Origin of the sequence: Porphyromonas levii, from assembly GCF_018206105.1 — a bacterium.
Lineage (GTDB): Bacteria > Bacteroidota > Bacteroidia > Bacteroidales > Porphyromonadaceae > Porphyromonas_A > Porphyromonas_A levii.
The window spans coordinates 52,527-70,241 of sequence record NZ_JADRGN010000004.1; the positions used below are offsets into that span (position 1 = coordinate 52,527).

Here is a 17,715-nt window from a genome sequence, read left to right on the forward strand (position 1 = left end):
TAGAATTATTTTCTGTAAATCTGACTGCAAAAATACATAAACTTACCCGGCTTACCAACCCTTTTAGGAGTAACTTCTACTCGGAGAGCAGCTCTTTGAGTCGGCTATACAACACAGCAGTAGGCAATCCCATCACATTATGGTACGAGCCTCGTATCTCAGTTACTCCTATCAGTCCTATCCAATCTTGTATACCATAGGCACCAGCTTTGTCGAGGACTTCGTATTGCGAGACATAGTAGGCTATCTCATCGGGATGTAGATTGGCAAAACGAATATCACTTGCCACGCTCTCTTGGCTTAGCTTATCATGAGTCATGATACAGAACCCCGTGATTACTCTGTGCCATTGTCCTGAAAGCTGATCAAGGTATCTCTGCGCCTCCTCTTTGTCCTTTGGCTTTCCTAATACTTTATGGTCAAGAATTACAATAGTGTCAGCCGTAATCAATACTTCGTTGGAAGCCAGAGTAGGGCGGAGGTACTCCGCTTTACGCCGAGCAAGTAATAGCGGAACCTCTTCCGCCTTTGTCGCAGCATCGTACTCCTCTGTAGCACCACCTGGTCGGCACTCATAGGGAATGCCTAATTGGGTCAAAAGCTCTACTCGCCTAGGCGATTGCGACCCCAATACTACATGTCTGTCTCCCAATAGTTGTACCAATGGGTGTCGGCTATCTATCTTTTCCATAATTTACCAACCGAAAGCGTGTTCGTCACACATCCATAGTCCTTTCATTCTCAGTATAGTCTCGAGTACCGCTCTAGCTACACCATGTCCGCCTTTCACGGGTAAGATATGTTGGGCTATAGCCTTAACCTCATGGGCAGCATCTTTAGGTGCTACCGAAAAACCACAGTACTTCATTACCGGGATGTCTGGGATATCATCACCGACAAAGAGACAAACCTCAGGTTTTAGCCCAGTCTTCTTGAGGAAGTCTTCTAGGGCTTCTATTTTTAGGCTTGCCCCCATATAGATATGTTCTACACCTAGGCTTGCATAGCGTTTGGGTATACTATCTGAATAACCTCCCGATATGATACCGATGGTTATCCCCCTCTTTATTGCCTCACGGATACCATAACCATCACGTACGTTGACTGTACGTGCAGGATGTCCCATAGGGTCGAGGGCGGTCGTTACTTTCGAAAGTACACCGTCTACATCAAATAGTACGGCTTTGATATGACTAAGGTCAATTGGGAAACTGCTCATGGATTATGGAGTGAGTGATGACTTCGTATATCTTGCGCACATCTCCTTGGAGTAGTGATAGATGGCGCTCTATTGTCTTATAGTCCTTACGGACTGCTGGTCCCGTTTGTACAATGTGGGGCTCTGCCTCTTTTGCCTTGCCTAGAGTCTCCTCTACAAGTGGGGCAAGTACGTTGAAGTCTAGTCCAATTCCCTTCATTAACTTATCGGCTTGTGCATAAAGGTGGTTCACAAAGTTACATGCGAAGACGGATGCTAGGTGTAAACGTACCCGCTGTTCGCTTGTGAGAGGATAGACTTCTTTGCTCCCCAGAGCGTCAGTTATATCATGTATAATTTCAAGGACGATATTGTCCGATGCTTCGGGGAATATAGGGATATCAGAGATATTCAGTGGACGGTTGGGCGAAAAGGTTTGCATAGGATAAAGTACTCCTCGGTGCAGTATCGGTGCTAATGCATCTATTGCTGTGCCTCCAGAAGTGTGGAGTACCACTGCAGGGTAGTCTGTGGGAAAAGCCTTTGCTACTTCTGGAATGGCATCATCCTTAATGGAAATCAGAACAAAGTCCACCTCCGAGGTCACAAGTTCGGGGAGCGTCAACGCCTTGCAGCCAAGCAGCATTGCGAGTATATCGGCATGACCTAGAGTAGGGCTATACACCCCCACACAATCCATACCTCCTGCTACCATGGCTGGCGTTAAGTGACTTGCAACCCTGCCACTTCCAATGATACCAAACTTCTTACTCCTCTCGCTCCTCATATTGCTCTACGTAGGTACGCTCCCATTCAAGTTCACGGTCTCGAGGTTTAAGCATATCCGCCTCTGCTACCTCGCCAATGCCAAGGATACAAAGTACTTTGAATCGCTCAGGGAGCCCCAACCTCTCTCTCACGTACGCTTCTGCCGTAGTCCCTGTAGGTGCAAGAGTATCTTCCACGTGGCACCAGCAAGAGCCAAGGTCATGATCCGTAACCGCAAGTTGCATAAAAGAAGCCGCTATAGCACAGTCCGAGTATGGGCGTGCGCTCTTTTCGCTATCGCTACAAACTACTATGGCAAGTGCAGCCTCAGCAACGAAGGCTCCGCCATGCTTCTTACATGCACTTAGCTCTTGTAGCATCGCCTTATCTTCCACTACTATGAAGCGAGTACTTCTGCTGTTTTTAGAAGTCGGAGCTCTTAGTCCTGCCTCTAGGATATCTTGGAGTACTTCGGGCTTAATCCTCTCATCCGTATACTGGCGAACGCTTCGCCTCTTTCTCGTCAAAAAAGTTGTATGTGAAAACATCAGTTATTTACTAAGTTAAGTATTACTCTATCAGCGTAGTCAAGTCCTTTCTCCGATAGGGCGAATCTATCACCTTGGCGTTGTAACAGTCCATCTGCTACACACTGTTCAACCGCCGCTTGAGGAATTCTGAACCCTCGTGCATTCATTTCCGAAAGGTCTATTCCCTCTTTGGTGCGGAGTCGTGTAAGGAAGTACTCCTCGTAAGCCATCTCAGGCGAAATCCATTCGTACGTACGTACCAAGAAACCTGCATTATGGAGCAGCTGACTATTATATTCTTCTAGTGATGGGGCATTCCAAGAGCGCCAAGGGTGCCTATAGCTGTGTGCTGCGGGACCTAATCCTATGTAGGGTGTACCTTTCCAGTAGCTTGTATTGTGCCTTGAGCGATAGCCTGGTCGAGCATAGTTCGATACCTCATACTGCTCATAACCAGCATTTTTTAGGGTTGCCCTAACCTCATGAGCCATCTGTAGTGATAGCTCCTCAGACAGTTCCCTAATCTCCCCTTTAGCTCTTATATTATATAGGGGTGTACCTTGCTCGTAAATAAGATCGTATGCCGATATATGTTCAGGGTTGAGTTCCAAGATACAGTCTAGGTCTCTCTTTAGTCCCCCGAGGTCTTCGCCAGGTATGCTATAGATGAGGTCGAGTGATAGGTTCGTAATCCCCTCACTACGAAGATAGCCCCATAGTTCTCTTGTCTCCTCCACCGAGTGTCTCCTTCCTAATCTCTGGAGTAGCTCTGGCTGGAATGTCTGCGCCCCAATACTCATCCTATTCACCCCGTAATGTACTAGCTGCGCTACCTCCATCTGAGAAACATCACCAGGATTACACTCCATGGTTACCTCCGCATTGGGGGCTACATCATATACCTCTCTCAGAGTATCAAGGATTGCCCCTATCTCTTTGTGAAATAGCAAAGAAGGTGTTCCGCCACCAAAGTAGATAGTGTCCACTACCATATCCTCAAGTTCGTAAGCCCGCTTTCGAGCCTCCACTTGAACCGCTTCCACAAATCGAGCCATTTGGTTCCCCCCGCTCACTACAGAGTAGAAGTCGCAGTACAAACATTTCTTTTGGCAAAATGGGATATGTACGTAGATACCTGCCATGCTATTAGATATGCCCCTTGATTTCCTCAAGTGTTACTAGCTTATTCATAATCGCATAGATGGTCAGACCGGCAGGGCTATGGATATTGAGCTTCCTTGCAATATTTCTACGGTGTGTGATGATGGTGTGGGTAGAGAGGAAGAGGGCATCAGCAATCTCCTTATTCGTGAGTCCCTTCACCACGGCTACTACCACCTCCTGCTCTCTTGGAGTCAAAAGCATCTCGGAGTCATCATTACTCTCTACTTCTAGTACCTCTTCTAGAATATTAACCACCTCGTTTTCTCCATCGGTAGCTAGTATTTTCCCATTGAAGTACTTTGTCATATCCGCCTCCACGAGGGTTGTACAGTAGGTGATTATCCGTACCATTTGTCCGCCTAATATCTCCCTAAAAGTCGGAACCATAGGGTCGGATAGCACTGTAGGCGAAACAATTAGTATGTCGGGTGCTAGTTCTCTTGTCGTCTCCACCAAGGTGTAAGGATCCTTGAGGCGCTCTATGTGAAGCCCAATGGTGTTCTGTCGCTCCAAAAGATGCTCTAGGTGGCATGCACTCCCTTCGTCCCCCAGAGCCAATACAGCAGAGTAATACTTTTTATTAGCCATCAGCGTACCTCCCGTTCTAGTTCTTTCACGATCTTTACGAAGATGAAGTCCTCCACATCATTATGATTGTGTAGTTCATCACTACAGGTAAATAGGTCGTGGAGTATGTTATTTACCTTGTAGTCCGTTGCCATGGGGTAGTACTTGATAAATATATTTTTGAGCTCCAGCATCTTTAGCTCTACTTGGTCGTGCTTCTGCTCGAAAGTACTGATGCCGTATTCCGGATCCTTTGCCCCCTCCATTAGGGCTTGTGCATAAGGGAAGACCACCTCATTCTCATACTTCATGTGCTGGTACACCTCCTCCTCATACTCGTCAAAGTACTTATTGATGACAAACTGAATATCTTGTGGTGCTTCGCTAATGGCCTCCATCATATTGCGTTTGATTTCTGGCAGGCGATAGTCAAGGAAGTAGCTATGGCTATTCCGTAGGAACCGAATGATTAGAGGTAGAGAGAGCTTCTTGTGTAGCTCTTGTTGCCCAGTCCCTTCGCCAAAGAGCAAGAAGTGGACGATAAATAGAAAGGTGTCCACATCTACATCATATTCCTCACACATCTCTTTTATCGTCTTCTCTCCCATGCCAAGGGGAATATCGAATCGATAAATAAGGAGGAGTATCTTGTAATGGTCGCTAACCAAGTCCGCCATCTTGGTGTGTGGCGTATAGTGTTTGCTTCTAGTTGTCATCATACCTATTAATAATAGCTTCCCACCTTATTGCCATTAGCATCGAAGCCTACAATGAAGCAGTCTTTGTATTTCTTCCTCAGCTCCTTCTGTAGTCGCTTTGCCTCTCGTATATCGGTGGTATTGTAAAAAGTATACTTATATATATTTCCCTCCTTATAGTTTCGCACCACATCCGAATAGCTACCGAAATGGCTCCGCTTCAGTCTGCGCTTATCAGCCATTACTTGTATCCGGTAGTAAATGTCGCCCTCGGTTGCCTTTGCAGTGTCCACTGTCGTTTCTTCTTGCTGTTCTATTGTAGTAGGAGTATCTGTATTCTTGCTTGTACGTCCAGAGAGTTTCTCTTCGTACGCCACTACAGCTTTCGCAATGTTCTGCGCCAGCTCTTGGCTTCCCTCCTTAGAACGCATATAGTTTTCGTTAGCTCTATTGCTGATAAAGCCAAGCTCTACTAGCACACTAGGCATGGCCACCTCACGTAGCACCAAAAAACCAGCCTGCTTTACCCCTCTATTTAGTAGCCCCGAACGCACCAACCCATTCTGCACTACCTTAGCCAAGGCAATGCTCTGTTCTAGGTGCTTATTCTGCATGAAGTTGAAGATGATATAGCTCTCACTTATATTGGGGTCGAAGTCTTGGTAGGTGACCGAGTGGTCTTTCTCATAGAGAATGGCGGAGTTTTCTTTCATCGCCACATCCAGATTGTCCTGAGTGCGGTGGAGACCGAGTACAAACGTCTCGGCACCATGGGGTGAGCCCGTCGGGTGCGAGTTAGCGTGGATGCTCACGAAGAGATCTGCCTTCTTTTGGTTCGCGAAATTAGCTCTCTGCTGAAGCCCAATAAAGGTGTCATTATCTCTCGTGTAGTATATTACTATATTAGGGTTCAGGGCTTTAATCTTGGCACCAGTCTTGAGTGCCACATCTAGCACAATATTTTTCTCTAGCGAACTGCGACCTTTGGCGCCACTATCCTTGCCCCCATGTCCAGGGTCAATTACTACTACAAACCTTCCCTTACGGTCTCGCGCCTCTGTAGTTGGAGCTACCAATATAAGCGCCAAAGCCAATAAAGCCCACCTAATAAATATACGTTGTTTCATCTACTGCTCTACCCTAAGAGTTTTACACCCTGCGAATTTACCTAATTTCTACCGACCAACCAAAGGATAGCTCCCTTTTAGGAAAAATTGTGGAGGTAGGCTTCGCAGCCCACCTCCACCATGAAACTTTTATTATTACACAAAGAAAAACACTCCCTCTCCCCTTATACTTGGGTGAGTGCTTGCTCCAAATCTGCAATAATGTCTTCTACATTCTCGAGCCCTACGGAGAGCCGTACGAGCCCTTGGGAAATGCCAGCTGCGGCACACTCCTCAGGCGTATATGGGCTGTGTGTCATGCTTGCGGGGTGCTGTATCAGGGTCTCGGTATCGCCGAGCGATACTGCTATAGCACACAGTTTACAAGCATTAATAAGCCTCTGCCCAGCAGGTTTTCCGCCCTTTACTTCGAAAGAAATCATACCACCAGGGAGCTTCATGTATTTGTCTGCAAGAGCTTTGTATTTGAAGCTATCAAGCCCTGGATAAGCAACATCAGCTACCTTCGGGTGATGCGCTAAGAATTCAGCTACCTTTTGGGCATTCTTTGAATGCCGATCCATACGAATGGAAAGCGTCTTCATTCCTCTTGAGATTAGGAAAGCCTCTAGTGGACCAAGGCAAGCACCTGTCAGGTCTTTTACGCCCACTAGGCGTACCTGAGTTATGTATTCTGCTGATCCTACCACAAAGCCTGCAATCACATCGCCATGACCATTGAGGTACTTTGTTGCAGAGTGTACTACTACATCTACTCCATACTCTAGAGGTCGGCATAAGTAAGGCGTACAATAGGTGTTGTCCGCTACCACAGTAATGCCCTCCTGCTCATGGGCAATAGTTGCTATTGTTTCCATATCAACCATTTCCATAGTAGGATTGGCAGGGCTTTCGAAGTAGACGACCTTGGTGTTGGGGCGAATCGCCTTGCGTACCTCCTCAGGATCGGTCATGTCTACAAATGAGACCTCGATGCCATACCGCCTAAGCCCATGACTGAAGTAAGCGTATGTGCAACCATATAGGGTCTTGTGTGCTATCATGTGGTCGCCCTGCTGGAGGAGTACCCAGAGAGCAGAAGTAATGGCACCGATGCCAGAAGCACATGAGATAGCAGCTTCTGCTCCCTCAAGAAGTGCCAATTTCTCTTCCACCTGAGTGCAGGTAGGATTGCCCAAGCGACTATAAATATAACCAGGCTCTTCAAGGGCAAAACGTGCACCACCCTGCTCTGCGCTGTCAAATACATAGGTTGAGGTCTGGTAGATAGGTGTAGCAAGTGTACCAAAAGGATTCTTCCCTCCAGCTCCGTGTATCGCCCTAGTGTCAAAACCATAAGCAGGCTTTTGATTGTCTTTGTTCATGCGTTAAATAAATTATAGGTTATGGTTTGTATTATCTCCCACAAATATACGCTTTATTTTGATATAAACAAGAGCTAGATGGTAAGCCACAACTCGTAAGTATCGAATAGGTTTTTTCTTTCCTTGTACACAATGCAATGGTTGTCCTTTTAGGGTGTATATTCCATTAGTTCGTATGGGCATACCAATCTAAATTATCGGGTGAGCCTAATCTCTTCTTAATATACCTTCTCCTGTCATAACCACAAAGTCTGTTCATAATTTTCACAAGAGAGAATCCTCCAAATTCAGTTATGAATTAGTATGATAATGAACAAGCTCTCAATGTCTATTGAACAGAAAAAGCAGAATCAGGGAGAATCTCTAACCCAATTTCTAATCTAGCTTTATTAACCCGTTCTTTGTTTTTAATTGTTGCTCTTTTAAACTGGGTATTGTAAAGAGAGTACCCATGGTAGTAAACATAATATTTGTCTAAGAAAAGAGCAAATAACTCTGGTGATAAGTTGCCTTTTCGAACTTCACTTAGAAGTAACTTGTAAGTTTCTTTTTCTACAACTTTTGATGGATTATGGAGCATAATAGCAGGTATAGAGAGACTTACACATTCATAGTCTTCGTAATAATGCCCTAATAGTTTTCTGTTGGGAAAACCGTATGATTCAATAAGCTTTATTGCTTTTAAAAAGTTTATAGAATCTATTTCCTTCATAACAATGACCCCCTCTTTTGTGCCATTTGCTTCCCGAATTATTTGATCTTCCCCGTAGAGTTGACATAAAAGAAAAGCCAATTCTTCACTGTTATTTGCGATATCGTCATTAAAAACTGCACTATTCTTTATTCCTTTGACTGTTGAACAAGAAAATAGAACTAGCAAACATCCCAAAATGGGCAGTATAACATTTATAATTTTCATATTAATAGAGCTTGCTGAATTGATTTTAATCACCTTTTATACAATGAATTGAAGTATATACTCCCCATTTTTCGACAACGGGCTAGTGTTTTATTCTTTCACCGAACAAAGGTATTCATTTTCTTTCTCTTTACATAGTTATTGGTTATTGTTATGCAGCTACTACTATTCCATATTCTATGGCAGGGAGTATCTTGGGGATACTTTGGTGGGGGCGCTTATTTATAGAACTTTATCCACTTCCCTATTCCCTGCCGTAGTTCTGAGACTATATCGACCGGATTAAGATAGATATGTTCCTGTTTGATGCTTCTCCAGAAGCGTTCTATCCAAATATTGTCCTTACAACGTCCTTTCCCATCCATACTTATCCTTATTCTCTTTTCTTTAAGCTTGGTGCAGTTGTTAGCAGAAAGCGTATTGGAGAGCTTCCAACCCACCACAAAACGACTATAAACATCTATAACTGCATATAGGTAAATAAACCCCTTCTCCATAGGGATATAGGAGATGTCTGTCGACCATGCATGGTTGGGGCGTTCTATCTTAAGCCCTCTAAGTAAGTAGGGTTGTACATAGCTTGGCACAGTGTCTTACTGAGGCTCCTCTGTGGGTAAATAACCAGTATGCCCATCTTACGCATAAGACGCCTTACACGTTTCTCATTAACTGAATAACTTCTCAGTCTTACTCTGTTATCTTACTCTGGCTGACTTCGAATAGCTTCGGTCAGCTCTGTATCGTTACCTCGCCCCTTAAGTCAGCTAAAGCAACTTGTGCCTTAAAACTTCAACAGTATTTACTTCTTCGTCCCATAAACTTCTTTTCCTTTTTTCGTTAGCAAATGACAATTAGTTCCATCTTTACTGTCAAATGTAGCACTTTTTTAGTTGCCTAGTGTTTGGGGAGTATTATACTTCTCCACATTCACCTTTTCCGAATAGGAGGGTGCTTTTTGTCAGTCGTAATATCTTAAAGTTTTCCCATAGCTGGAAAACAAACTTTCCAGCCGTGGAAACATAACTTTCCACCCTATGGAAAGCAACCTTTCCATGGTGGGTAAATTAATTTGTTACATTAATGGGAACCCTTTAATCGTCCAATTACCTTATGGTATAAGAATAGTTTTAGAGACCTATCTAATGGTTCAAGCAATTCCTCCTCAGTATATTATGGTTATGGTTGTCTGAGGAGTGTTTATTGTGGTTGTCTGTGCTCTTTATTTTTGGTATCTTGCAGTGTGGATAAGCGGTATAATATTCATTATAATCAATGGTGTTATTATGGAACAAGGAAAGAGTAGACTACTGGCTACAGTAGTGCTAGGAATGGCGTTGGTAGTAGCAGCTTGGGTGGGTGCTAATGCGCTTCTGCATCGTAATGATCGCCCCAAGATAGTGACGGTAAAAGGAGGTGCAGAGCGAGACTTCGTTAGTGACCTTGTAGTATGGAAGGTGATGATTGTGAGCCATTCGGCTACACCTCTCGAGGGGCTTCATGATGTAGAACGGCAGCAAGGGGTACTACGCTCTTTCTTAGAAGAGAAAGGGGTAAAGGCTGAAGAATTGGCTTTCGGTCCTATCTCTTATGCCGAAGATGTTACTGGCTACTTCGATAGCAAGCAAGATAGATACGTGGAGCTTAAGAATGGTTATAACGTGTCGCAGATTGTTACGGTGACAAGTAACCGTGTGGATGATGTAGACCGGGTAGCTCGCTCTGTAGGTGAACTGATAGCACAGAATGTGACTGTCAAGTCGGACGACCCGCAATATTACTACACTAAGTTGGCGGACTTGAAGCTGGAGATGGTAGCGGCTGCAGCTGAAGATGCTATGAGCCGTGCCACTCAGATTGCTGAGGTGAGTGGGGCGAAGTTGGGGGCACTCAGACGGTCTAACCTTGGTGTATTTCAGATAGTAGGTAGGCACACTCAGGAGGATTATTCTTGGGGTGGCAACTTCAATACTTCAAGCAAAGAGAAAACAGTAACGATCACCGTAACTTCGGAGTTTCTACTCAAGTAAGCAATAAGAAGCGCCCACAATGGATCTATTTCAAGCAGATTACGATAGGATAAAGGAGCTGAGAACGCTCTTGGTGGTGTACGAGCATGAGTACTATGTACTTAATGCACCGACTGTCAGCGACCAAGAGTTCGATAACCTGATGAAGGAGCTAGAAGAGCTAGAGGCACAGTATCCCGACCAGATTACTCCCGACTCGCCTACCCAAAGGGTGGGTAGTGAATTGGTGGATAAGGGAGCTACTGGGGGTACGTACAAACATAGGTACCCTATGCTTTCGTTAGCCAATAGCTACTCGTGGGAAGAAACACTGGACTTTTATCGTAGGGTGAGGGAACTGGTGGGGCAGGAAACCGATCTAGTGGCGGAACTTAAGTTTGATGGGACTTCGATATCTGTCATCTATGAGTATGGTAGACTTACGAGGGCATTGACCCGAGGGGATGGGTCACTGGGAGAAGATGTGACTGAAGCTATCTGGGCGATACCTATTGTTCCTAAGCGCTTGATGGGAAGCGATCTCCCAGAATACATAGAGTTGAGAGGGGAAATTTTATTGCCATGGGCTGAGTTTGAGCGCCTCAATGCGGAGCGAGAGGCGGAGGATTTGCCACTCTTTGCCAACCCTAGGAATGCAGTGGCGGGCACTATTAAGACCAAGGAGGGTGTGAGTGGAGTGGTGGCTTACCGTAAGCCTACTGCGTACTTTTATTACCTCCTCAGTGATGATGAGGATTGGTTGCCAGGGCTTCATCATGAGCGGTTGGAGCTTATGCGAAAGATGGGTTTGCCTGTGGATGCGCATACTAAGGTATGTGGTACGCTAGAAGCACTTAAAGAGTATTTGGACTACTGGGATATCCATCGGCATGAACTGCCAATAGCCACTGATGGCGTGGTGGTAAAGGTAGATGAGTATGCACTGCATGACGTGCTGGGTACTACAGCGAAGTCTCCTAGGTGGGCGATGGCATATAAGTTTTCCGCAGAGTCGGCAGTAACACGCCTGGAGAGTGTGAGCTATCAAGTGGCACGTACTGGCGTGATGACGCCTGTGGCCAATCTTGAGCCAGTACAGCTTTCGGGGACTACGGTGTCGAGAGCATCGTTGCATAATGCTGATATCATCGCAGAGCTCGACCTCCACATTGGCGACCTAGTAATGGTAGAGAAGGGTGGAGAGATTATCCCCAAGATTACAGGTGTGCGTTACGACCTGAGAGATGGGCAGACAAAGGAGCGAGTGGTGATGCCTACGCACTGCCCTGACTGTGGTACGCCCCTTGAACGGACGGAGGGGATGGCGAGTACTTATTGCCCTAATGAATGGGGGTGCCCTGCGCAAGTGGAGGGTAAGATAGAGCATTTCTGTAGCCGTAAGGCAATGGATATCAATATTGGACCTAAGACCATTCAACTGCTTACCAAGTATCTTGGAGTAAGTAGTATTGCCGACCTATATGATCTTCGTGAAGAAGATCTATTAAGGTTACCTACTTTCAAGGATCAAAAGGCAAGTAATCTGGTGCGAAGTATAAAGGCTTCGGTGCAGGTGCCTTTCGACCGAGTGCTCTTCGGGCTTGGCATAAAACTTGTGGGCAGTACGGTTGCGGCACAGTTGGCAGATTCTTTTAGGTCACTCGAAGCATTACGGATGGCAAAGCGAGAAGATTTGCTGCGCGTAGAAGGGCTAGGCCCTATGATAGCAGATAGTATCCTCTCGTACTTTGCCGAAGAGCGGAATCAGGAGATCCTGAAGCGCTTAGAGCAGGCTGGGCTACAAATTGAAATGGCGGTAGGGTCTGCACAGAAGGGTAATAGTCTGGAGGGCATGAGTATCGTGGTAAGTGGTGTATTTTCTATTAGCCGTGATGAACTAAAGACCCTGATAGAGCAACATGGTGGAAAGAATGTGGGGAGTATTAGCGGTAAGACTTCTCTGGTGGTAGCAGGGGAAAATATGGGACCGAGTAAGCGAGAGAAAGCTGAGCAACTCGGGATAGAGGTAGTGAGCGAAGAGGAGTTTTTCGCTCGTTATCCTGAACTAAGAAAGGAAGAATAAGCATGCAGCAGTTTGTACATTTACACGTCCACTCGTACTACTCAGTACTGGATGGACAGTCATCGATAGAGGGATTACTAGAGCAAGCGAAGAAGAATGGTCAGCCAGGATTGGCACTAACTGATCATGGTACGATGCTCGGTATTAAGGCGTTTTGGGATGCACCTAAAGCGATGAAGGGAGGAAAGATAAAAGGGCTCAAGAAGAAACTTGGGGGAGCGACTGAGGAGGAAAGGCTAAAAATAGAAGCTGAGATAAAGGATTGGGAGGAATGGAAGTTTAAGCCTATACTAGGGTGCGAGTGCTATGTGGCACGCAATGGTAGGCTCAATAAGACTGCAAAGGAGGATAGGAGCGGTTACCACTTAATAGTATTAGCGAAAAACCAGAAGGGGTATAAAAACTTGATTAAGATGGTATCCCGTTCTGCCGACGAGGGGTTTTACGGACGCCCTCGAATAGATAAGGAACTACTGGAGCAGTACCATGAGGGTTTGATTGTGCTGAGTGCTTGCCTAGGAGGTGAGATCCCTCAACTCATTCTTAAGGGTCGTCTTGAGGAGGCAAAGGAATCGGTCAGATGGCATAAGGAGATATTTGGGGATGATTACTATCTGGAGATGCAACGCCATAAGACGGATAAGCCTGGTGGAAATGTAGAGACTTATGAAGCGCAAGTAAGGGTGAATAAGGTACTCGTGGAGCTGGCACAGGAGATAGGTGTGAAGCTCGTGGCTACAAATGACGTTCACTTTGTCCGGGAAGAGGATGGCGAGGCACATGACCGATTGATATGTGTGAGTATGGGTAAGAATTATGATGACCCTAATCGTATCACTTACACTAAGCAGGAGTGGCTAAAGAGTACCGAAGATATGGTGCGCATATTCGAAGATATGCCCGAGGTGATAGCCACGACTATGGAGATATTCGATAAGGTAGAGGAGTACTCTATCGAGAATAAGCCTTTGATGCCTCACTTTGAAATCCCTGCAGAGTTCCCTACGGATGATGATTATCTCCGTTATCTAGCGTATGAGGGTGCCAAGAAGAGGTTCGGAGAAGAGTTGCCTCATGAGGTGACGGAGCGCTTGGACTTCGAATTGGCAACGATAAAGAATATGGGTTTCCCTGGATACTTCTTGATTGTGCAAGACTTTATTGCTGAGGCTCGTAACCTCGGTGTGGCGGTAGGGCCTGGTAGAGGTTCGGCAGCTGGTTCGCTCGTCTCCTATTGTCTGAAGATTACGGACTTGAACCCCCTTAAGTACGATCTGCTTTTTGAGCGCTTCCTCAATCCTGACCGTATCTCTCTGCCTGATATTGATATTGACTTCGACGACGATGGTCGGCAGGATATCCTTAAGTGGGTAACCGATAGGTATGGGAAGGAGCGTGTAGCACACATTGTTACCTATGGTACTATGGCTGCGAAGATGGCTATCAAGGACTTGGGGCGTGTCTTGGGGTTACCTCTTTCGGAGACGAATGCGCTGGCGAAGATGATCCCCGATCGTATGCCTGATGGAGGGAAAGTAAATATTAATAATACCCTGAAGCAAATACCAGAGTTTAGGGACGCATACTATAGTGGTGACAGCCTGAAGCATGACGTGATCGAGTATGCCAGACAGTTGGAAGGCACAGTGCGTAATACTGGTGTGCATGCTTGTGGTATTATCATAGGGCAGACGGATATCTCAGATGTGGTGCCTACGATGATTACAACGGATAAGGACTCGGGAGAGGATATGTTGGTCACCCAGTATGAGGGTGGTGTGATTGAGTCTACTGGACTTATCAAGATGGACTTCCTCGGACTGAAAACCCTATCAATCATCCGTGAGACGCTCAAGAATATTAAGTTACGCCATGGAATAGACCTTGATATATCTCAGATTCCTCTGGATGATCAGAAGACGTACGACCTCTTTAGTGAGGGAAGGACAGCGGCTGTGTTTCAGTTTGAATCGCCAGGTATGCAGAAGTCGCTTATCCAATTGAAGCCAAGTAAGTTTGAGGACTTGATAGCGATGGTGGCACTGTACCGTCCGGGACCTATGGATAATATCCCTTCGTTTGTAGCGCGTAAGCATGGGCGAGAGGAGATTACCTACGACTTACCCGAGATGGCTGAGTATCTCGAGGAGACCTATGGTATCACGGTGTACCAAGAGCAAGTGATGCTTTTGTCGCGTAAGCTAGCTAACTTTACTAGAGGAAAGTCGGACGAGCTTCGTAAGGCGATGGGTAAGAAGCTCATCGATAAGATGAATGAGCTGAAGACTCTATTCTTGGAGGGCGGACAAAAGAATGGTCATGACCCTAAGATTCTAGAGAAGATATGGGGGGATTGGGCAAAGTTCGCTTCGTATGCTTTTAATAAGAGTCATGCAGCATGCTATGCTTGGGTCGCTTATCAGACCGCTTACCTCAAGGCTAATTACCCTGCAGAGTTTATGGCGGGTGTGATGAGCCGAAACCTCAATAACATCTCTGAGATTACTAAGTATATCGATGAGAGTAAGAAGATGGGGATACTCGTCTTTAATCCCGATGTCAATGAGTCTAATTTTGTATTCTCTGTCAATCCAGAGGGACATATTCGCTTTGGACTAGGGGCTATAAAGGGGTTCAGTAACTCTGCCGCTAAGCAAATTATTGAGGAGCGGGAAGCGAATGGTTTATTTAAGGATGTCTATGATTTCTTTTCCCGTGTCGATAGTAAGGCAACTACAAAGAAGGTTTCTGAAGCACTAGTGCTCAGTGGGGCTTTTGACTCATTCAAGACCTATAGTCGTGAGGATTATATGATGGAGGAGGGGGCTAGAGGCGAGACGTTCTTGGAGAAGTTGATTAACTATGGTAACCGTACTCAAGAGGAGAAGACCCACTCTATGGGTTCGTTATTTGGCGACGACTTATTCCAGGAGATGGCTAAGCCTGTACTAACCGAACATGCTCCCGCTTGGTCTGATATTGAGAAGCTCAATATGGAGAAGGAACTTTTGGGTTTTTATCTCACTGCCTCGCCACTAGATCCTTTTGCTCTTGTGCTTAAATATAAGTGTAGTGTAGGGGTATCAGAACTACGAAATATAGATATGCAGTACGTGAATAAGCCCCTGACCTTTGGGGGTATCGTGACCGGATATCGTGAGATGATTACGAAGAAAAATACCAAGGCCGCATTTATAAAGATACAGGACTATAATGGAGAGGGGGAGCTGGCTCTTTTTGGTGATGCTTATCCTAAATTCTCTATGTATGGTAAGGAGGGGTTATTTATCTATGTACGGGCTAAAGCGGAGGCTGGCTGGTCGGGGGATAGAGTCTTTATAACCATTGAGAGCGTGCAGCTATTGGATCAAGTGGCAGATAAACTGGTGAGTGAATTAGCTATTTCTATCCCTCAATGGGCTGTGACTGAGGAGTTCTATAATGATGTGGTACCTGACTTGATGGACTGTAAGGAGGGACCAATGACGGTTAGCCTAAATATCCACGATAGTAGTCATGGTGTCTATCTTAATATGAGTTCGCAAAAGTTAGCTGGAGTAGATATTTCTGTGGAACTATTGGATAAGTTGGCGATGTACGAAGATAGTGGGGTAACTTTCGAGGTTAGGTGAACCATTTGGGGGAGTTGGGTGTTTGAATAGTATAAGTGATAATTGATAATAGAAAATTAACGAGAAATTATGGCATTGACATTTACAGACGCAAACTTCAAAGAGGAGATCGCCAAGGGTGGCGCTATGGTAGTAGACTTTTGGGCTCCCTGGTGTGGCCCATGTCGTATGGTAGGTCCTATCATTGAGGAGCTTGCTGAGGAATATGGTGAAAAGGCACGTATAGGTAAGATGAATGTGGATGAGAATAGCGATGTTGTCGCTCAGTTTGGTATCCGTAATATCCCTACTATCATCTTCATTAAGGATGGAGAGGTTGTAGAGCGTAAGGTAGGTGCACAGAGCAAGGATTCCCTAAAGGAGTCTATCGATAAGCTCCTCTAATCTACATTGAGAAGTAAGGTAAAAGCCCTAGAAAAGCAAAGGTTTCTCTAGGGCTTTTACTATGTCCATTGGTGGAGCGCCTCTATAGCGCTATCTACTTACTGATTACGGAGAAGGAGTTCGTGTAATCGTCGGTAGAGAGGTTCGTCTAGTTTGGTACCTAATAGATAGGGGAGTGCTTTGCCCTCTCTGAGAAGATTTCGGAGTTGTGTACTAGAGATTTCAAAGGTAGGGACATCGTCGAGTAGTTCTATCTGCTCTAGAAGTTGGGGCTTCACGAGGCTTCTATCATAGGCAGGACGAGGGTAGGCAATAATCCTAATCTCCTCTAGTAATTGTTCCGCTCCATACCATCCAGGAAGATCCACTAGACTATCAGCACCTATAAGAAGTGTGAAGTCTATCTTGGGGTACTTTGCCTTCAGGTGTTGTACCGTATGCACGGTGTAGTAGGGTGGAGTAAGATTGTTCTCTTCTAGGCTTAGCTTGAGCTTTGGGTATCCTTTGATAAGGTGATTGATCCACTCGGCTCTAAACTCGGCAGGGAGCTTCTCCATCTTTTCTTTGAAAGGACTATTGGGGGTGAGGAGTAGCCATACTTCGTCGAACCTATCGCTATATTGCTCTGCTATGAAGTTGGCAATAGCGAGATGTCCTACGTGCATTGGATTGAACGACCCAGGGAAGAGGAGTACGCGCTTCTCGTCACTAAGAAAAGAGTGAATGATCTTACTGGCTTCTAGGCACGCAATCCCTAGTTCATCATTGATAATATGCTTGTCGAAGAAAGGGGCATAGCTCAGCTCTAACTCTGCTTTGGCTAAGCGCTGTGCTATCTTTTCTGGGGCATCTGTACCGCGCCCTATGAGTCGTTGCTTTAGTTCCTCCAGGCTAGGTGGCTGGATAAATAGGGTGAGTGCTTGGTCGCCATAGGCTTTCTTGATATTAAGCGCACCCACCACATCGATATCGAGGAGAACTGTCTCTCCTGCATCCAATGTCTTGTCTATCTCGCTTCTGAGGGTACCATAGTAGCACCCTTCGTAGACCTCCTGATATTCGAGGAAATCTCCCTTTGCTATCTTAGATTTGAACTCATCAGTGGTTAGGAAATGGTAGTGTATACCATCCACTTCTTCGCCTCGAGGGGCTCTGGAGGTCGCAGAAATAGAGAAGTGACCTTTGAGCCCATGCTCTCTGGTCAACTTCTCTATTATTGTGCTTTTCCCCGAACCACTAGGCGCCGAGAATATGATTAACTTGCCTGCCATCCTT

At 45.6% G+C, this 17,715-nt stretch carries 17 protein-coding genes and 1 pseudogene; 4 read left to right on the top strand and 14 right to left on the bottom strand.

The annotated features are described in order from the left end of the window. Positions 1-76: 76 nt before the first annotated feature. The 12 genes from IX315_RS01685 to IX315_RS09855 form a co-directional block, all read right to left on the bottom strand. Positions 77-691: a Maf family nucleotide pyrophosphatase gene (locus IX315_RS01685; RefSeq protein WP_018358938.1), complete on the bottom strand. Its 615-nt coding sequence runs from the start codon at positions 689-691 to the stop codon at positions 77-79. 3 nt (positions 692-694) lie between these two features. Further along, positions 695-1,219: a KdsC family phosphatase gene (locus tag IX315_RS01690; RefSeq protein WP_018358939.1), complete on the bottom strand. Its 525-nt coding sequence runs from the start codon at positions 1,217-1,219 to the stop codon at positions 695-697. After that, complete coding sequence (locus IX315_RS01695; protein ID WP_134849482.1) at positions 1,200-1,985, bottom strand: Rossmann-like and DUF2520 domain-containing protein; 786 nt, start codon at positions 1,983-1,985, stop codon at positions 1,200-1,202. The genes IX315_RS01690 and IX315_RS01695 overlap by 20 nt, the downstream gene beginning before the upstream one ends. Continuing rightward, positions 1,966-2,493, bottom strand: coding sequence for a nitroreductase family protein (locus tag IX315_RS01700; RefSeq protein WP_240704032.1), 528 nt, complete (start codon positions 2,491-2,493; stop codon positions 1,966-1,968). The genes IX315_RS01695 and IX315_RS01700 overlap by 20 nt, the downstream gene beginning before the upstream one ends. A gap of 20 nt (positions 2,494-2,513) precedes the next feature. Beyond that, positions 2,514-3,638, bottom strand: coding sequence for a radical SAM family heme chaperone HemW (gene hemW, locus IX315_RS01705; RefSeq protein WP_018358942.1), 1,125 nt, complete (start codon positions 3,636-3,638; stop codon positions 2,514-2,516). Between the two features lie 4 nt (positions 3,639-3,642). Further along, positions 3,643-4,248 (bottom strand): response regulator transcription factor, encoded by a 606-nt coding sequence (locus tag IX315_RS01710; protein WP_134849484.1) that lies wholly within the window; start codon positions 4,246-4,248, stop codon positions 3,643-3,645. Beyond that, entirely contained in the window at positions 4,248-4,946 is a 699-nt protein-coding gene (locus IX315_RS01715; protein WP_134849485.1) for a hemerythrin domain-containing protein, read from the bottom strand. Before IX315_RS01715 ends, IX315_RS01710 begins: the two co-directional genes overlap by 1 nt. Before the next feature lie 5 nt (positions 4,947-4,951). Next, the gene (locus IX315_RS01720) at positions 4,952-6,052 is read right to left on the bottom strand and encodes an N-acetylmuramoyl-L-alanine amidase family protein (protein ID WP_211640604.1); all 1,101 of its coding nucleotides are present in this window, start codon (positions 6,050-6,052) and stop codon (positions 4,952-4,954) included. Between the two features lie 164 nt (positions 6,053-6,216). Next, positions 6,217-7,416, bottom strand: coding sequence for a methionine gamma-lyase (gene megL, locus IX315_RS01725; protein ID WP_018358946.1), 1,200 nt, complete (start codon positions 7,414-7,416; stop codon positions 6,217-6,219). A 328-nt stretch (positions 7,417-7,744) separates the two neighbouring features. Then, complete coding sequence (locus IX315_RS01730) at positions 7,745-8,335, bottom strand: hypothetical protein (protein ID WP_211637910.1); 591 nt, start codon at positions 8,333-8,335, stop codon at positions 7,745-7,747. Between the two features lie 218 nt (positions 8,336-8,553). After that, positions 8,554-8,922 carry a DDE-type integrase/transposase/recombinase gene (locus IX315_RS01735; RefSeq protein WP_134849586.1) on the bottom strand — a complete coding sequence of 123 codons (369 nt, stop codon included), beginning with the start codon at positions 8,920-8,922 and terminating at the stop codon, positions 8,554-8,556. Then, complete coding sequence (locus IX315_RS09855) at positions 8,877-9,020, bottom strand: IS3 family transposase (protein WP_134849588.1); 144 nt, start codon at positions 9,018-9,020, stop codon at positions 8,877-8,879. Before IX315_RS09855 ends, IX315_RS01735 begins: the two co-directional genes overlap by 46 nt. A 598-nt stretch (positions 9,021-9,618) precedes the next feature. On the opposite strand from IX315_RS09855, the gene IX315_RS01745 reads away from it, so the two are divergent. The 4 genes from IX315_RS01745 (at position 9,619) to trxA (ending at position 16,440) form a co-directional block, all read left to right on the top strand. Next, positions 9,619-10,362, top strand: coding sequence for an SIMPL domain-containing protein (locus IX315_RS01745; RefSeq protein WP_211637912.1), 744 nt, complete (start codon positions 9,619-9,621; stop codon positions 10,360-10,362). 19 nt (positions 10,363-10,381) lie between these two features. After that, positions 10,382-12,424, top strand: coding sequence for an NAD-dependent DNA ligase LigA (ligA, locus tag IX315_RS01750; protein WP_211837112.1), 2,043 nt, complete (start codon positions 10,382-10,384; stop codon positions 12,422-12,424). A gap of 2 nt (positions 12,425-12,426) precedes the next feature. Then, positions 12,427-16,056 (top strand): DNA polymerase III subunit alpha, encoded by a 3,630-nt coding sequence (gene dnaE / locus IX315_RS01755; protein WP_018358949.1) that lies wholly within the window; start codon positions 12,427-12,429, stop codon positions 16,054-16,056. Between the two features lie 69 nt (positions 16,057-16,125). Beyond that, positions 16,126-16,440, top strand: coding sequence for a thioredoxin (gene trxA / locus IX315_RS01760; protein ID WP_018358950.1), 315 nt, complete (start codon positions 16,126-16,128; stop codon positions 16,438-16,440). 98 nt (positions 16,441-16,538) lie between these two features. Here the strand turns inward: trxA and nadD are convergent, their stop codons facing one another. Together nadD and gmk are read right to left on the bottom strand one after the other, a co-directional pair. Continuing rightward, the gene (gene nadD / locus IX315_RS09820; protein WP_262708381.1) at positions 16,539-17,168 is read right to left on the bottom strand and encodes a nicotinate (nicotinamide) nucleotide adenylyltransferase; all 630 of its coding nucleotides are present in this window, start codon (positions 17,166-17,168) and stop codon (positions 16,539-16,541) included. After that, positions 17,148-17,711 (bottom strand): annotated as a pseudogene (gene gmk, locus IX315_RS09825) (guanylate kinase); the annotation flags it as partial. The gene nadD and the pseudogene gmk, both read right to left, overlap by 21 nt. Positions 17,712-17,715 lie beyond the last annotated feature (4 nt).

What these genes read in the sequence shown, in the direction of transcription:
- IX315_RS01685 (WP_018358938.1), bottom strand. Translation starts at nt 691, where the DNA reads ATGGAAAAGATAGATAGCCGACACCCATTGGTACAACTATTGGGAGAC.
- IX315_RS01695 (WP_134849482.1), bottom strand. Translation starts at nt 1,985, where the DNA reads ATGAGGAGCGAGAGGAGTAAGAAGTTTGGTATCATTGGAAGTGGCAGG.
- IX315_RS01730 (WP_211637910.1), bottom strand. Translation starts at nt 8,335, where the DNA reads ATGAAAATTATAAATGTTATACTGCCCATTTTGGGATGTTTGCTAGTT.
- dnaE (WP_018358949.1), top strand. Translation starts at nt 12,427, where the DNA reads ATGCAGCAGTTTGTACATTTACACGTCCACTCGTACTACTCAGTACTG.
- trxA (WP_018358950.1), top strand. Translation starts at nt 16,126, where the DNA reads ATGGCATTGACATTTACAGACGCAAACTTCAAAGAGGAGATCGCCAAG.
- IX315_RS01710 (WP_134849484.1), bottom strand. Translation starts at nt 4,248, where the DNA reads ATGGCTAATAAAAAGTATTACTCTGCTGTATTGGCTCTGGGGGACGAA.
- IX315_RS01690 (WP_018358939.1), bottom strand. Translation starts at nt 1,219, where the DNA reads ATGAGCAGTTTCCCAATTGACCTTAGTCATATCAAAGCCGTACTATTT.
- IX315_RS01715 (WP_134849485.1), bottom strand. Translation starts at nt 4,946, where the DNA reads ATGATGACAACTAGAAGCAAACACTATACGCCACACACCAAGATGGCG.
- hemW (WP_018358942.1), bottom strand. Translation starts at nt 3,638, where the DNA reads ATGGCAGGTATCTACGTACATATCCCATTTTGCCAAAAGAAATGTTTG.
- ligA (WP_211837112.1), top strand. Translation starts at nt 10,382, where the DNA reads ATGGATCTATTTCAAGCAGATTACGATAGGATAAAGGAGCTGAGAACG.
- IX315_RS01745 (WP_211637912.1), top strand. Translation starts at nt 9,619, where the DNA reads ATGGAACAAGGAAAGAGTAGACTACTGGCTACAGTAGTGCTAGGAATG.
- megL (WP_018358946.1), bottom strand. Translation starts at nt 7,416, where the DNA reads ATGAACAAAGACAATCAAAAGCCTGCTTATGGTTTTGACACTAGGGCG.
- IX315_RS01720 (WP_211640604.1), bottom strand. Translation starts at nt 6,052, where the DNA reads ATGAAACAACGTATATTTATTAGGTGGGCTTTATTGGCTTTGGCGCTT.